The 14943-nt window shown below is 68.9% G+C and carries 16 protein-coding genes; 6 read left to right on the forward strand and 10 right to left on the reverse strand.

Annotated features, from left to right (window positions below; all coding sequences use genetic code 11):
• The first annotated feature begins 415 nt into the window (after nucleotides 1–415).
• From ACFYTS_RS22835 to ACFYTS_RS22845, 3 genes are all read left to right on the forward strand, one after another.
• A complete protein-coding gene (locus tag ACFYTS_RS22835; RefSeq protein WP_387307001.1) occupies nucleotides 416–1633 on the forward strand; it encodes an NADP-dependent malic enzyme in 1218 nt (405 codons plus the stop codon).
• 126 nt (nucleotides 1634–1759) lie between these two features.
• Nucleotides 1760–2920, forward strand: a complete 1161-nt coding sequence (locus ACFYTS_RS22840; RefSeq protein ID WP_387307003.1) for a sensor histidine kinase — start codon at nucleotides 1760–1762, stop codon at nucleotides 2918–2920.
• The gene (locus tag ACFYTS_RS22845; protein ID WP_387307005.1) at nucleotides 2917–3561 is read left to right on the forward strand and encodes a response regulator; all 645 of its coding nucleotides are present in this window, start codon (nucleotides 2917–2919) and stop codon (nucleotides 3559–3561) included. Before ACFYTS_RS22840 ends, ACFYTS_RS22845 begins: the two co-directional genes overlap by 4 nt.
• Before the next feature lie 22 nt (nucleotides 3562–3583).
• Here ACFYTS_RS22845 and ACFYTS_RS22850 read toward each other — a convergent pair whose 3' ends face one another.
• A complete protein-coding gene (locus ACFYTS_RS22850) occupies nucleotides 3584–4447 on the reverse strand; it encodes an Ig-like domain-containing protein (protein WP_387307007.1) in 864 nt (287 codons plus the stop codon).
• Between the two features lie 180 nt (nucleotides 4448–4627).
• Nucleotides 4628–5242 (reverse strand): TetR-like C-terminal domain-containing protein, encoded by a 615-nt coding sequence (locus ACFYTS_RS22855; RefSeq protein ID WP_387307009.1) that lies wholly within the window; start codon nucleotides 5240–5242, stop codon nucleotides 4628–4630.
• Nucleotides 5243–5360: 118 nt separating this feature from the next.
• On the opposite strand from ACFYTS_RS22855, the gene ACFYTS_RS22860 reads away from it, so the two are divergent.
• On the forward strand, nucleotides 5361–6152 hold the full coding sequence (locus tag ACFYTS_RS22860) for a hypothetical protein (protein ID WP_387307011.1): 792 nt from the start codon (nucleotides 5361–5363) through the stop codon (nucleotides 6150–6152).
• A gap of 60 nt (nucleotides 6153–6212) precedes the next feature.
• Here ACFYTS_RS22860 and ACFYTS_RS22865 read toward each other — a convergent pair whose 3' ends face one another.
• From ACFYTS_RS22865 to ACFYTS_RS22900, 8 genes are all read right to left on the reverse strand, one after another.
• Nucleotides 6213–6548 (reverse strand): hemophore-related protein, encoded by a 336-nt coding sequence (locus ACFYTS_RS22865; protein WP_357087298.1) that lies wholly within the window; start codon nucleotides 6546–6548, stop codon nucleotides 6213–6215.
• A 92-nt stretch (nucleotides 6549–6640) separates the two neighbouring features.
• Entirely contained in the window at nucleotides 6641–7993 is a 1353-nt protein-coding gene (locus tag ACFYTS_RS22870; protein WP_387307013.1) for a sensor histidine kinase, read from the reverse strand.
• Nucleotides 7990–8514: a response regulator transcription factor gene (locus ACFYTS_RS22875; protein ID WP_387307015.1), complete on the reverse strand. Its 525-nt coding sequence runs from the start codon at nucleotides 8512–8514 to the stop codon at nucleotides 7990–7992. The genes ACFYTS_RS22870 and ACFYTS_RS22875 overlap by 4 nt, the downstream gene beginning before the upstream one ends.
• 206 nt (nucleotides 8515–8720) lie before the next feature.
• A complete protein-coding gene (locus tag ACFYTS_RS22880) occupies nucleotides 8721–9143 on the reverse strand; it encodes a CBS domain-containing protein (protein WP_357283357.1) in 423 nt (140 codons plus the stop codon).
• A gap of 50 nt (nucleotides 9144–9193) precedes the next feature.
• Nucleotides 9194–9904 carry an ABC transporter permease gene (locus tag ACFYTS_RS22885; RefSeq protein WP_357283705.1) on the reverse strand — a complete coding sequence of 237 codons (711 nt, stop codon included), beginning with the start codon at nucleotides 9902–9904 and terminating at the stop codon, nucleotides 9194–9196.
• Nucleotides 9901–10542, reverse strand: a complete 642-nt coding sequence (locus ACFYTS_RS22890) for an ABC transporter permease (RefSeq protein WP_357283360.1) — start codon at nucleotides 10540–10542, stop codon at nucleotides 9901–9903. The genes ACFYTS_RS22885 and ACFYTS_RS22890 overlap by 4 nt, the downstream gene beginning before the upstream one ends.
• A complete protein-coding gene (locus tag ACFYTS_RS22895; protein WP_357283363.1) occupies nucleotides 10539–11684 on the reverse strand; it encodes an ATP-binding cassette domain-containing protein in 1146 nt (381 codons plus the stop codon). Before ACFYTS_RS22895 ends, ACFYTS_RS22890 begins: the two co-directional genes overlap by 4 nt.
• 16 nt (nucleotides 11685–11700) lie before the next feature.
• Nucleotides 11701–12597 carry an ABC transporter substrate-binding protein gene (locus ACFYTS_RS22900; protein ID WP_387307188.1) on the reverse strand — a complete coding sequence of 299 codons (897 nt, stop codon included), beginning with the start codon at nucleotides 12595–12597 and terminating at the stop codon, nucleotides 11701–11703.
• A gap of 404 nt (nucleotides 12598–13001) precedes the next feature.
• On the opposite strand from ACFYTS_RS22900, the gene ACFYTS_RS22905 reads away from it, so the two are divergent.
• Together ACFYTS_RS22905 and ACFYTS_RS22910 are read left to right on the forward strand one after the other, a co-directional pair.
• Nucleotides 13002–13907 carry a glycine betaine ABC transporter substrate-binding protein gene (locus ACFYTS_RS22905; protein ID WP_387307018.1) on the forward strand — a complete coding sequence of 302 codons (906 nt, stop codon included), beginning with the start codon at nucleotides 13002–13004 and terminating at the stop codon, nucleotides 13905–13907.
• Nucleotides 13908–14009: 102 nt separating this feature from the next.
• Nucleotides 14010–14756 carry a Crp/Fnr family transcriptional regulator gene (locus tag ACFYTS_RS22910; RefSeq protein ID WP_387307020.1) on the forward strand — a complete coding sequence of 249 codons (747 nt, stop codon included), beginning with the start codon at nucleotides 14010–14012 and terminating at the stop codon, nucleotides 14754–14756.
• Nucleotides 14757–14943 lie beyond the last annotated feature (187 nt).

Genomic DNA, 14943 nt, shown 5'->3' on the forward strand with positions numbered 1-14943 from the left:
CGTCCCCGCGACCGGGTTGTGACAGTTCTCCGAGTTCGGGTTCCCACCAGCGAGTTTCCGTTCACCTGCGCGTGACGCGGCTGACTTACTCTTCAACGATGGTGAGGCGACGCGACAGACCCGGGGTCGATTTGGCACCCCGTCGCAGCGACTGGCAGAATGGGCCGATCCCGGCCGCAGCCACCGCCCGGCCCGGGACACTCGGTGATCACGAACTCCGACTCGCGGGTTCACCCGGGATCACCCCGACTGTCTCGTCCGGACACACCCCTCCGGTTCTCGCTCGACGATCTGTGCCGCCGTCGACCATTACATCGCGGCGAAAAGATATATATGAGCACCGAAACCATAAAAACAGCTATTACCGAACGGTAACCGTCAAACGGTTGAGTCCGAACCGATCAGGAGTGAAAGCGTGTCACCCGTGACTGAAGCAGTGAATGCCACCGAGGCCCCCGCGTCCAATGGCGCGAACCTGTCCGACATCACCACGGAAGAAATTTTCGCCGGGCATCTTGGCGGCAAGCTTTCGGTCGAACTCACCGCACCGCTGGAGACCCAGCGGGATCTGTCCATCGCCTACACCCCGGGCGTCGCGAAGGTCTGCCTCGGCATCGCCGAGGACGAGTCCCTCGCCAAGACCTACACCTGGGCCGAGCGCCTGGTCGTCGTCGTCTCCGACGGCACCGCCGTGCTGGGTCTGGGCGACATCGGCCCGCGCGCCTCGCTGCCGGTGATGGAGGGCAAGGCGGCGCTGTTCAAGAAGTTCGCCGGGCTGGACTCGATCCCGCTCGTGCTGGACACCAAGGACCCCGACGAGATCGTCGAGACCCTGATCCGCCTGCGCCCGAGCTTCGGCGCGGTCAACCTGGAGGACATCTCCGCCCCGCGCTGCTTCGAGATCGAGAAGCGCGTCATCGAGGCGCTGGACTGCCCGGTCATGCACGACGACCAGCACGGCACCGCCATCGTGGTGCTGGCCGGCCTCAAGGGTGCGGCCGCGGTGCAGGGCCGCGACATGTCCGGCATGAAGGTCGTGGTCTCGGGCGCTGGCGCGGCCGGTGTCGCGTGCACCGACATCCTGCTGGCCGCGGGTGTTTCCGACATCGTGGTGCTCGACTCCAAGGGCATCGTGAGCGGGGACCGTGGCGACCTGAACGAGTACAAGACGGCGCTGGCCGAGCGCACCAACCCGCGTAATGTGACCGGCGGTCCGGCCGAGGCGCTGGCGGGCGCGGACGTGTTCCTGGGCCTGTCGGCGGGCACCATCGCCGAGGAGCTCATCGCGTCCATGGCGCCGGAATCCATCGTGTTCGCCATGTCGAACCCGAACCCGGAGATCCACCCCGAGGTCGCCGCCAAGTACGCGTCCATCGTGGCCACCGGCCGCAGCGACTTCCCGAACCAGCTCAACAACGTGCTGGCCTTCCCGGGCGTCTTCAAGGGCGCGCTGGATGCCGGCGCCCGCCGCATCACCGAGGGCATGAAGGTGGCCGCGGCCGAGGCGATCTTCAATGTGGTCGCCGGTGAGCTGTCCGCGGACAAGATCATCCCGAGCCCGCTGGACCCGCGCGTGGCCCCGGCGGTCGCCGAGGCCGTGGGCAATGCCGCCCGCGCCGAGGGTGTCGCGTAATCGCACGCTGAACCGAGCCTGAAGGGGCGCTTCGTCATCGACGAAGCGCCCCTTCCGCGTTCGCGGGCGCGGGATTCGGTCGTCCCCCACACGGGGGAGGAGGGGGCCGGACGGTACCGTGCGGCCATGGATGTGACCAGGTCACTGGCCCGGCAGTCGCTGCTGGTGGCCGCGGTGGCGGCCGTGCTGGACGGCGCGCAGATGGTGATGTGCGGCGGCTTCGGCCTGGCCCCGGTGGCGGCCACCGTGCTGACCGTGGCCACGGTGGCCGCGGATCTGGCGCTGGCGGCTCCGGCGGCGACGGCGGCCGCGGTGGCGGTGGCGCAGGTGGTGGTGAAGGTGTCGGTGGCGGTGTTCGCGCACCATTACGGGCTCACCGCCAGGGTTTTCGATGTCGGGTTCCTGGTAGCCGGGTATCAGGCGGGCGCGTGGCTGAGCGGGGTGGTGTCGGTGCTGACCGTCACGCTGCTGGCGGGCGGCGCGTTGACGGTGAACGCGATGGCGGCGCTGGCGGGTACGAACAATCCTGTGCGGCTGGTGATCTCGGCGCTCGGGGCGGGGGTGGTGCCGTGGCTGGTGGGCCGGTACACGGCGGCGCGCGGGGCCTATATCGCGGAATTGGAGCAGCGGGAGCGGCTGCGGCGGCAAGAGCAGCGGGCGGCGCTGGATCGGGCGCTGGCCGATGAGCGGGAGGCGATCGCGCGGGATCTGCACGATGTCATCTCGCATCATGTGAGCGCGATCGGGATTCATGCGGGAGTGGCGCGAATGGCTTTGTCGCGCAGTGATTCCGAGTCGGCGGCCCGGTCGGTCGATGCGGTGGAGTCCAGTAGCCGGGCGGCGATGGTGGATCTGCGGCGGCAGCTGGATCTGCTGCACGGCCGCGAGGACGACGGTGAGCGGCAGCCCGGGCTGGCCGATATCGACGATCTGGTGCACCGGGTGCGGGATGCCGGATTGACTGTGGGCGTGACCTTCTCGGGGGATGCGCCGGTGCTGCCGGAGTCGCTCGACGTCATGCTCTATCGGGTCGTGCAGGAGATGCTGACCAACGCGCTGCGTCATGGCGGCGAGCGGGCCGAGCTCGAAATCGTCTACCGGCCCGGCTCGGTGGAGATCCGCGAGACCAATCCGATCACGGCCAGAGCGCCGGGTGTGAATGTGCATCGCGGTCTGGACGGGATCCGCCGCCGTGCCGAACTGTTCGACGGGACCGTGGTCCACGGTTCCGATTCCTCCGGAACCCGTTGGGATATCCGGGTTTCCGTCCCGATCGGAGTCGCATGAGCATCACGGTCCTGATCGCCGACGATCACACGGTCTTCCGTTCCGGCCTGCGCGCGGTGGTGGACGCTCACCCCGATCTGGAGTGTGTGGCCGAGGTGGGTGACGGCCGCGCGGCCATCGAGGCGGCCGCTCGGACGCATCCCGATGTGGCGATTCTCGATGTCCGCATGCCCAGGCTGGACGGTTTGGCCGCGACCGAGGCGATCATCGCCGCGGGCGGCACCCGGGTGCTGCTGCTCACCACGTACGACAGCGAGGCGAATCTGCATCGGGCCCTGTCGGCGGGCGCGAGCGGATTCCTGCTGAAAAGTCTTCCCCCGGAGGAGCTCGTGGCCGCGATCCGGGTCGCGGTGCGTGGGGACGCGGTCATCGACCCGTCCATGACACGCAGGCTCGCAACGCGTTTCGCGCTCGGCATCGCGCCGCCGGTGGAGTCGCCCGCGCTGGCGCAGTTGACCGCCCGGGAACGGGAGGTGCTGTTGTTGCTGGCGGATGCGCGCAGTAACGGCGAGATCGCGGCCGCGCTGGGTGTCGGCGAGGAGACGATCAAGACGCACGTGTCCCGGGTGCTCGCCAAACTCGGTGTGCGCGATCGCATTCAGGCGGTGGTGTTCGCGCACCAGCACGGACTCGGCCGGTAGCCGGCCGAGTCCGTGGCGGGGATCAGAATCCGAAGGATCCGGTGCTCGGCTTGGGGGTCGGGGTCGGGGTGGGGGTCGTCACGTCGGCGACGGTGACCACCTTGGTGGTCGACGAGGCGGCGACGCCGGTGCGGCCGGAGAAGTTCGCGCCGATGGTGTACGAGCCCGCCGCGCCCGGGGTCCACACGATGGTGGCCTTGCCGTTCGCGTTGACCGGGATGTCGCCGAGGATCTGGTCGCCCGCCTTGAACTGGACGGTGCCGCCCGCGGCCGCCGGGGACACGGTGGCCTCCAGGGTGACCGGCGTGTTGATCTTGGCGCCGCTCACGTCGGTGAGCACGGTGGTCGACACGGCGTCGCTGGACACGGTGATGGCCGGGCCCTTGTCGGTGTAGTTGCCCGAGCCCAGGGAACCGCTGTAGCTCATGGAGGTCGCCAGCGGGGTGTCGCGGGCGCAGTTGACGCCCACGGTGTACTGCACCTCGAAGGTCTGCGACTTCGGCGAGATGTTCGGGTACACAGGGTATTTGACGATGCTGAACGAGGCGCTGACGGCGTCCGGCGTGGTGTCGATGGAGACCTGGTCGCCGCCCATCTTGGCCGAGCCCGCGACCGGGGTCAGGCAGGTCGGGTGCTCATCCTTGATCGAGTAGATGTACTCCACCGGGATGCCGGTCCGCTCGAACTTCGTCGACACGGTCACGACCTCGCCGGCGATCGGGTTGGTGTTGGACACCGTCCGGGTGAACTTGCTGTTCCCGTCGTTCCAGGTCACCGTTCCGGACGCGGCCGAGGCCATGCCGGGCATCGCCGCGACCGCGAACCCGGCCGCCACCGCAAACGCGGCAACCGACCCGGCCGCCCGCTGCATACTTCTGTCCACCATCGTTTCTCCCACGCACCGGGCGCCCTCGATATCGTCATCGAGGCAGGATTCACCCGAGTTGGCGGAATTAGATCACGCCGTTTACTTCTATGGACCCAATTCCGAAATGAACCCATGTCAGATGGGCCTTCGATCATCCGTTTCCTGGTCAAACGACCATCTGCGGCGTGCCCACCCCGGCTATTTCGGGGTGGCGTAGAGGGTGATGGTGTGGGCGATGCAGCGGGCGATGAAAGGGGGGTCGAGGGGCTGGTTGCCGGTGAGGAGCCGGAAATAGAGGGGGGCGGAGAGGGTTTCGATGAGGTCGTGGGGGTTGGTGTGGGGTGGGAGGTCGCCGCGGGCGATCGCGCGGTGGACGATGGCGGCGCTCTGGGTGAAGCGGGTGGTCCAGAAGTGATCGCGGGCGGCTGATACTTCCGGGTCGGGGGAGAGGGCGAGGGCGGTGCCGAGCAGGCGGGAGATGCCGGGGCGGGTGATGAGGGCGGAGATCTGGGCGGCCAGGTGGTGGAGGTCGTCGTGGAGGGTGCCGGTGTCGGGGATGGGGTTGGCTTCGGCGGTCAGTTCGGTGACGGCGTCGGCGATGAGGGCGGTGCGGGTGCCCCAGCGGCGGTAGATGGTGGTTTCGGCGACGGCGGCTCGGGCGGCTACCGCGGTGATGGTCAGGCCCTCGATGCCGTTGTCGGCTATCTGGTCGAGGGTGGCGGCGAGAATGGCCTGGCGGACTCGCGCGGATCGGCCTCCGGTCCTGCGGCGGGGGCTCGAGTCCGGGTTGTCGCGGTCTCCGGGCTGGTCCATGCCCTGTTCATAACAGGTTCCGAGATTGAAAGCTAACAATCCTGGCTTTAGCATTCCCCTCGAACCGGGCTTAATGCTAGGTTCGCTTGCGTTAAGGATGGGGATGAGAGGACACGATATGGCCGAGCCCATCGAGATTCGTGCGGACCTGGGGGGACGGCGGATCACGCGAGATCAGGTGCGGGCGTGGGAATCGCGGCGTGCCGGTGCTGTTCTGAGAAAGCTCGCCTCCCGGCTCGGGGAGCGTGCTGTCGCTGAACTGCTGCCGGATCGCACGATGGCGGAGTTGCTCGACGCGCCCCTCTCTGGGCAGCGAGTCACATTGACGGACTTGAAGGTTCGACTCGGGCATGCCGGGATCTACGCGCTGCTCGAGCGGGATCTGGTCATGTCGGAGCGGATGGCTCGCGTTGGGATGGCGATGAGCCGGGGCCGGACGAAACACTCCGTGATTCGTCTGGAGGTCCCGGGCTACTCCGCGGAACGGTTCGCCGCGTGGTTCGAGAACCTGGTCGTCGACAACCGTGAGGCCGAGATGGTCGACGCCTGCCCGGATCACTATCTGCTCCGAGGGCTGCCCGACGGACGGCAGGAAGTCGTCGAGACCACCGGCGGATCGCCGATGCCGACGCGGTTCCTGGTCGACTACACCACGACCGATGCCCTGACCGTTCCGGTCGACCCGCGATATCCGATTCAGATCGCGGGGCAAGCGGTTCTCGATGATGGTGTGGTCATCGGCGGCGTCCGCCATCAGTTCGGCGATCGGGGCGGCGCTGTGAATGCGCTTCTCACCGTTCAGTTTCCGGCGAGCCTGCCCGGGAGGTTCATCCGGCAGCATCGGTGGCATCTGGCCGCGGAGTTCAGCAACTGGCTGATCGCGGCCGCACCCGTGGCCGCGACGGTGTAGAAGTCCCGAAACGCGTGTGGGGCCCGGTCGTTTCGACCGGGCCCCACACGCGATGACCGACTACTTGTGCTGCTTGCCGCAAGCCTTGTGGTAGTCGATGACGGCCTGGCGCGCCGCCTTCAGATCCTGCGCCTGCTGCGGGTTGGCCTCGCGCCAGGCCTTCAGCTCCGCCCGCCGCTGATCCTTCGGCAGCGCCTTGACCTTGGCGATCTCGGCGGCGACATCGGGATGCGCGGCCAGGTAGGCGGCGACCTTGGGGGCGGAGTCGGCGCGCGCGGCGGCCGCGGCGGCGGGGCCGCAGGTGGGGGTGTCGGCGGAGGCGGTGCCCGGGATCGCGAGGGCGATGGCGGCGGCTCCGGCGGCTCCGGCGAGGGCCACGGCGAGGGTGCGTTTCATGCTCACTCCAGGTTGTGTGGGTGGGTTCGCCGTCGAATCTGCCCGCCGAACCTGAAGCCTCCCTGAAGCCGGCGGGCTTCTTCAGGTGATCTTCAGGCGGGGAGGGTGAGACGAAAGACCGCGCCCTGCGCGCCGTGGGACTCGGGGGCGATACAGGCCAGGTCGCCGCCGTGGGCGCGGGCGAGACCGCGCGCGATGGCCAGGCCGAGACCGGACCCGTCGGGACGGGTGTCGCGGGCGGAGTCGAGGCGGACCAGGCGGTCGAAGACGCGTTCGCGGGCTGCGGCGGGGATGCCGGGCCCGGTGTCGGAGACGGTCAGTTCGACTGTGCTGGAACCGGATTCGGACCGTCGCACGTCGACGGTGGCCGAGCCGTGGTCGCGCATGGCCTGGCAGGCGTTGCTCAGCAGATTGGTGAGGATCTGCGTGATCCGTTCGGGATCGGCGGAGACGGTGACGGCGTCGCCGGTGAGACGGAATTCGGTGTCCGGGTACAGCATTCGCATGCTGTCGAGCTGGGCGGCGGCGAGTGCGCGCAGGTCCACGGGTTCGCGCCGGAGTTGGAGCCCGGCGTCGATGCGCGCCAGGTCGAGCAGGTCATCGACCAGCCTGCCCGCGCGATGCGTTTCACGGACCAGCAGGAGCAGCATGCGCTGTCGATCCTCGGGATCGGTGTCGGTGGGTTGTTGCAGGACCGCTTCGGCGAGCGAGCGGACCCCGGTGATGGGTGTGCGCAACTCGTGGGCGGCGTCCCCGACGAATGCGCGGATCTGCTGTTCGGAGGCGCGAGCCCGGGCCTCGGCGGCCGCGGTGTCGCGCAACGCCCCTTCCAGCGCGTCCAGCATTTCGTCGAATGCCGCGGCCGTGCGCCCCAATTCGGTGTCGGTGCGGGAGGGTTCGAGCCGTCGTCCGAGGTGACCGCGGGCGATATCGCGGGCGAGCCGGGTCATGGCGTCGAGTGGTTCGAGGGCGCGGCGCACCCCGAACCAGAGCGCGAGGGAGATGATCGCGATGGCGGAGGTGGTGGCGACGGTCAGCAGCACGCCCAGCCGCGACTGCACCCGAGCCAGCAGGGGAGTGTCGATCTGCAGGGTGAGCCGGCCGCCGTCGAGCGCGCCGGACCCGGTCAATCGGATGAGGCGGGTCTTGGTGGTGCTGTCCTCGGCGAGCCGGTGATCGAGGCTGCCGAAGGTGCGGCCGTCGGCGAGCACGAGCCGCACCCGCACGGATCGGGTGTCGACGTGGGCGACGAGATCTTCCGGTGTCACCCCGTTCTGCGCGAGCTCGCGGGCCAGCTGCGCCCGGTCGGTGAGCACCGTGTTCTCGCTGCGGTTGACGACCAGCCCGAACAACGCGTGCACGCTCAGCGCGACCAGCACCAGCACGATGCCGGAAACCAGTGCGGCGGTGAGGGTTACCCGCCCACGCAGCGAGACCGTCTTCACTTCGGCGCCCGCAGGGTGTAGCCCAGCCCGCGCACCGTGTGCACGACCCGCTCCCCGTGTTCCTCGAGCTTGCGACGCAGCGCGCTGACGTGCACCTCGACCAGGTTCGGGTCGTAATCCTCGTATCCCCACACCGCCGTGAGGATCTGGGTCTTGGTCACCACGCGATCCCGTTGCGCGGCCAGATACGCGAGCAGCTTGAACTCGGTCGCGGTGAGCGTGAGTTCCTGTCCGCCCCGGCGCGCGGTGCCGGTGTCCACGGTCACCTCGAGGTCGCCGATCACGGTGCGGCGCTGGAGTTTCCCCATTCGCCGCAGCAGCGCGTCCACGCGTGCCACGAGTTCGGTGAGGTCGAACGGCTTCACCAGGTAGTCGTCGGATCCGGCGCGCAGCCCCCGGACCCGGTCCTCGACGCCGTCGCGGGCGGTGAGCATGACCACCCCCGCCGCGGAGCGCGCCCGCACCGCTTCGAGTAGCGCGAACCCGTCCCGCCCGGGCAGTCCGACGTCGAGCACCACCACGTCGGGCCGGTAGCGGTGAGGTCTTGTTCCAGCAGCGCGCCGTCGCCTCGCGCGAGCACGTCGTGCCCGGCGGCGGTGAGCCCGGCTCCGACCGCGGCGCGAATGGCCTCGGCGTCTTCGATGACAAGAATGCGTCCCGGTTGCACCCGGCAATTCTCCGGTCGCTGCCTGTGAATCCGCTGCGAACCGGGACGCTTCCCGTGGATTTAGTGCGGCACCGCCACGGCACTGATGAACGTGGCGAGCTGCTTGTCGCTGACGTTCTTGGCGAGGTCGGATTCGCAGATCATGCCCGCGAGCTTGTTGCCCTTGCGCATGTCGAGGACCGGCATGCGTTTGATCTGGTTCTGCTCCATGACGTCCAGGACGGTGCCGAGGTCGGTGTCGACGTCCACCGACCACACCCGGCCCTGGGCCAGGTCTCCGGCGCGGACCTTGCCCGGATCGTGTCCCATGGCGATGCAGTTGACCACGATGTCGCGGTCGGTGAGCATGCCGATCATCTGGTCGCCGTCACAGATCGGCAGGGCGCCGACGTCCATGTTGCGCATCATCTGGGCGGCGCGGTCGAGCGTCTCATCAGCGGGGATGCATTCCGCATTCCGGTGCATGATGTCGCGAGCCTTCACTGCGAACCTCCTGTCTCGGATGGGTGTGCCACGAGACATCGTGACCCCGATCACACCGGAAGGTCAATGCGCCTGTTTCGGATCCGGGCGGTGAGCTGGGCGAATCGTCCGGTCCCGGGCGCGCTCAGCCACACCACGAAGGCCAGTAGCCCGTCCAGGGCGAGCGCCAGCGCGGCCACCAGGATCGCGCCGACCAACACCTTGTCGTACCGGTAGAGGCTGATGCCGTCGAAGATGTACCGGCCCAGCCCGCCCAGGTTCACGTAGGCGGCGATGGTCGCGGTCGCCACTACCTGCAGGGTGGCCGCGCGCAGGCCGCTGAGCAGCACCGGCAGCGCGTTGGGGAGTTCGACGCGAAGCAGCACCCGCGGCTCGCTCATGCCCATGGCGCGGGAGGCGTCGACCACGATCGGGTCCACGTTCGCGATGCCCGCGTACGCGCCCGCCAGCAGCGGCGGAATGCCGACGGTGAGCAGCGCCAGCAGCGGCGGGGTGAGCCCCAACCCCATGAGCAGCACCACGAAGGTGAGCACGCCCAGGGTCGGCAGGGCGCGCATGGAGTTCGCGAACCCGACGATGAGCGCCGATCCGCGCCGGGTGTGCCCGATCAGCAGTCCGATCGGCACCGCGATCACGGCCGAGAGTCCCACGGCCAGCAGGCTGTACCAGAGGTGTTCGAGCAGCCGCCGCCCGATCCCGGCGGGCCCGGACCAGTTCGCGCCGTCGGTGAGGAAGTGCCAGGCGTCCACGAAAAGGTTCACCGCGCAGCCCCTTTCAGCCACGGCGTCGCCACCTTGCCCAGCAGGTACAGCGCCCGGTCCACGATCAAGGCCAGCACCAGTACGACGATGACGCCCGCCACGATCTCGTCCGGATAGTCACGCTGATATCCCTGCGTGAACAGCTTGCCGAGCCCGCCCACCCCGATCAGCGCGCCGACGGTCACCATCGAGATATTGGTGACGGCGACGACTCGCAGGTTGGCGAGGAAGACGGGCAGCGCGAGCGGGAAGTCGACGGTGAGCACCCGCCGCCAGCGCGGGTAGCCGATGGCGTCGGCAGCGTCGAGGGTGGCGTCGGGCACCGAGTCCAGCGCCGCCGGAACCGCCGTCACCAGCAGCGCGACCGAGTAGATGGTCAGGGCGATAACGACATTCAGTGGATCGATGACCCCGATGCCGAGCAGCGGCGGCAGGATCACGAACAATGCCAGCGACGGAATCGTGTAGGCGATCCCGGCCGCGGTGGTGGTGATCCGCCGCAGCCAGCGCGCCCGGTGCGCGAGCGCACCCGCCGGGATCGCGATCACCAGTCCGAGCGCCAGCGGCAGCAGCGCCAGCCACAGGTGGGTGCGGGCGTATCCGGCGATCTCGCCGAAATTGTCCAGCAGGTACTTCACGTGGTCTCCTCGAAGAAGACCCGATTGCGTTCGGCGTCCTCGGCGGTGCGCTGCCGGTGCAGCTGTTCGAGCACGTCGCGGGCGTAGATGGCGCCGCGCACGCCGCCGGAATCGTCCACGGCGACACCGATTTCCGCTGGCGAGGAGATGGTGGCGTCGAGTGCCTGCCGCAGGTCGCCGCCGGGCGGGAACAGGGAGCCGCCCGAGGCCATGCTGTCGGCGAGCGCGTGCCCGGCGCGGACGCCTTCCACGCCGGTGGTGTCGATCCAGCCCATGGGCTTCTTGGCCTCGTCGATGACGAGCCGCCATTCGCCCTCGTCCAACCGGATGCCTGGCACCTGTTCGGGGGAGACGGTGGAGAGGTCGTGCAGGGGTACGGCGTCGGCGGGCCGGAAGGACAGTTCGCGGTAGCCGCGGTCGCGGCCCACGAATCCGGCCACGAAATCGGTGGCGGGCCGGGCGAGTACGGTCTGCGGGACGTCGTGTTGTTGCAGGCGCCCGCCGGGTCCGAAGACGGCGATGTGGTCGCCGAGTTTGATGGCCTCGTCGATGTCGTGGGTGACGAAGACGATGGTCTTGTGCAGTTCGGCCTGCAACCGCAGCATCTCGTTCTGGAGTTCGGTGCGCACGACGGGGTCGACGGCGCTGAACGGCTCGTCCATGAGCAGGATGGGCGGGTCGGCGGCCAGCGCCCGGGCGACGCCGACGCGCTGCTGCTGGCCGCCGGAGAGTTGCGCCGGATAGCGTTGCGCCAGACCGCGATCCAGTCCGACGCGGTCCATCACCTCCAGCGCCGCCTGCCGGGCCGCGCGCCGGGACTGCCCGCGCAGCACCGGCACGGTGGCCACATTGTCGACGACGGTGCGGTGCGGCAGCAGGCCCGCGCTCTGGATCACGTACCCGATGCCGAGCCGCAGTTCGACGGGGTCGACACGGGAGATGTCCTGTCCACCTACGGTGATGGTGCCGCGGCTGGGGCTGATCATCCGGTTGATCATGCGCATGGAGGTGGTCTTGCCGCAGCCGGACGGTCCCACGAACACGGTGAACGACCCGGATTCGATGCGCAGGCTCAGGTCGTGGACGGCGGTGGTGCCGTCCGGGTAGGTCTTGCTGACGCCGGTGAATTCGATGTCGGACACCGTGTTCCGCCTCTCCTTACGCGATCGGCTTGTCGAGCCCCTGCGCGGCGACCCACTGGCGGGCGGCGGCGGCCGGTTCGGTCTTGCTGCTGCCGGAGACGGCGGTATTGAGCGAGATGAGCTCGGCGGTGGTGAGTTTCGCGGACGTCGCGTCGAGCACCTTGGTCAGCTTGTCGCTCTTCTTGGCGGTGTTGTAGAGCGGCACCACGTTCTGCGGCGGGAAGTTGTGCTTGGGGTCGGTCAGCACCACCAGGTTGTTGGCGGCGATGGCGGGGGAGGTGGTGAAGATGTCGGCGGCGGTGACCTGGCCGTCGGTCAGCGCCTTCACGGTGGCGGGGCCGCCGCCGTCGGCGATCGGCACGAAGTTGGCGGCGGCGATGTCGAGTCCGTAGTTCTTCTTCAGGCCCGGTAGCCCGCCCGGCCGTTCGGAGAATTCCGCGGGCGCGGCCAGTTTCACCTCGGCCGAGTGCGCGGCCAGGTCGGTGATGCTGGTGAGATTCCATTTCTCGGCGGTCGCCTTGGTGACGACGACGGCGTCGGAGTCCTCGCCGGGTGCGGGCGTGCCGATGGCGAGCTGATCGCCGAGCGCCTTGGCGAGTGCGGTGTTCACCTCGTCGGGCGTGGTGGCGGTGCTCGATTTGTCCAGGTATTGCAGCAGATTCCCGGTGTAGTCCGGGATCAGGTCGATGGCGCACTGCTTCAACGCGGGCACGTACGCTTCACGGCTGCCGATATTGAGTTTGGCGTCGACGCTGAACCCGTTGGCCCGCAACGCTTCCGCGTACACGTCGGCCACGGTCTCGGATTCGGGGAAGTTGGCGGACCCGACGGTCACCTTGTTCGCGTCGCCGCCGCAGCCGCCGCCCCCACCGAGCGGATTGGACTTGTTGTCGCCACAGGCGGACAGTGCCATGGCGGCGGCCAGCGCGACCGACGCGGCCAGGATTCGGAGTACGGTCCGGGAGATGCGCTTGCCATCGGCGCGCGTGGTGATGAGCGATTGCACTGTCGTCCTTCCGAGCGGAATGCCTGCAGCGGGCGGGGTGTCTCCACCCCTGGAACAGACCTAACTGCCCATATTGCCCGTCTCATCCCGCGAACGGTGCCTACCTACGGTCGGTTTCGCGCTTCCGGCGGAAACGGCACGCCCGATGTCCGGCCCGGTTTCACCGCCGCGAGGGTCGGCGCGGCAGACTGTTGCGCGTGTCCGGCACTGACTCCCACCCCTCGCAGGCGCTCGGCCGTCGCGCCGCCCATCGTCGCCCGTCGCGTCGCTCGCGCACGTCCGGGACCGGATCCAACCGATTGGTTTGCGCCGTGCGAACACTGGGCCGGGGCGCGCTCGTCACCGCGATCGCGGTGGCCGCGGTGGCCTGCGGCGGCAAGGACACCGGTCCGGTTGTGACGGTGGGAGCGGGAGATTCGCCCCAGTCCCGGATCATCGCCGAACTCTACGCGGGCGCGCTGGCCCGCACCGGCCTGCACACCCGCGTCGAGGAACGGGTGGGCTCCCGCGGCGATCTGCTCGCCGCCCTCGACTCCGGCGACCTCGCCCTTTTCGGCGACATCACCGGCGACATCCTCACCGCCCTCGACTCGACCGCCACCGTCACCAAGCCGGACGCGGTGAATGCGGCCCTCGCCAAAGCCCTTCCGCAGGGCGTCACCACCTCCGACCCCGCCGACGGCACCGACCTGCGCCCCACCGTGGTCGCCTCCGCCGCGCACCCCACGACCCTCCCGTCCTCCCTGAAGGACCTCGGTCCCCGCTGCGACGACCTCATCGTCGGCATCGACACCGGCGCCCCGGTGGACGCCCAGCGCGCCCCCCTCGACCCGGACCGCGACGTCCTCACCCCCCTGCGCGCCACCTACCACTGCGCCATCACCCGCACGGTCACCTTCACCACCCCCGCCGACCTCCGAAAAGCCCTCTCCGAAGGTGAGATCCAGCTGGCCGTCCTCCCCGGCCCCGCTGCCTTCCTCCCCGGCGACGGCGCCGACCTCACCGCCCTGGCCGACCCCGACTACGCCTTCCGCGCCGCCATGGTCGCCCCCATCCTCCGCAAGTCCGCCCTCACCGACCCTCAGCTCCGCAAACTCAACTACGTGGCAGGCGAACTCACCACCACCGAGCTCGCCGACATGGTCCACCAGATCCGCGACCAGAACGCCATCCCCTCCGCCGTGGCCCGAACCTGGCTCGACGCCCACGCCCTCTGATTCGGGTCCGCCATCGCCGCGCTGTGCCACAAACCCTTTCGGTCGCTTACCGTGGAGGGTTCGGGGGCAGCTTCCAACGGCGGTACGGAACTGGATACGACGGTGAACTCACCTGGCGACGATCATCTGGGCAATTGGCCCTGGCCCACAGGCACTTTCATGGAGCGGCTGTGCCCGCGATCCCGGAGGTCGCTGCTCCGGCTCGGGACGCGGACGTACGGCCCGCCGGGCACGGTTCTCATGCGGCAGGGCGATCCCGGCAGCATGGTGTATCTGCTGCGCTCGCGCGACCGCTCGGTGTCGGCGTGCGTGAAGATCACCACGGCCGACGGCCGGCTGCTCGCGATCCGGGTCAGCGGTGACGTGATCGGTGAACTCGGTGCGCTGGTGCCGGATTCGCTGCGCTCCAACACCGCGATCGTGTGCACGCCCACCATCGTGCACCGCATCCCGGGCACGGCGTTCATGACCTTCCTGGAAACCCATCACGACGGTTCCCTGGTGCTGTGCCGTTCCCTGGCCGACCGGCTGGCCTGGTCGGATCAGCGCCGCCTGGATTTCGGCGACCATCAGGTGCGGGTGCGGCTGGCGCGCCTGCTCGTCGAGTTCGTCGAATCGTACGGTCGGCGGGTGGAGTCGGGGTGGGAGCTCACCGTGCGGCTGTCCTACGAGGAGCTGGGCAATCTGGTCGGGGCGCGGGTGGACGCGGTGGGCAAGGCGATGAAGGAACTGGGCGCGGACGGTTCCGTGTGCCTGATGAAGCGGCGCGTCATCGTCCGTGATCTCGAAAACCTGCGGCGGGCAGCCGAGTTGACGGATGTTTTCGTGAAAGACGCCCGGGTGACCTGATTTTTCAGGCGTGCTCGCATCCGGCGCGTGCGACTCTCGGGAAGAAGTCTCCCCACCATCCGGTTCGGGGCACGACCCACGGGAGGTGACCGATGCCGGCACCCGCATCACCGTCCGGATGTATCGCGGTCGACGAGCTGTATCGCCGATTGCTGGTGGTCCACAGTCAGCTGGCGGCCGAGCTCAT

This window comes from Nocardia sp. NPDC004151 (genome assembly GCF_042874235.1).
Taxonomy (GTDB): Bacteria; Actinomycetota; Actinomycetes; order Mycobacteriales; family Mycobacteriaceae; genus Nocardia.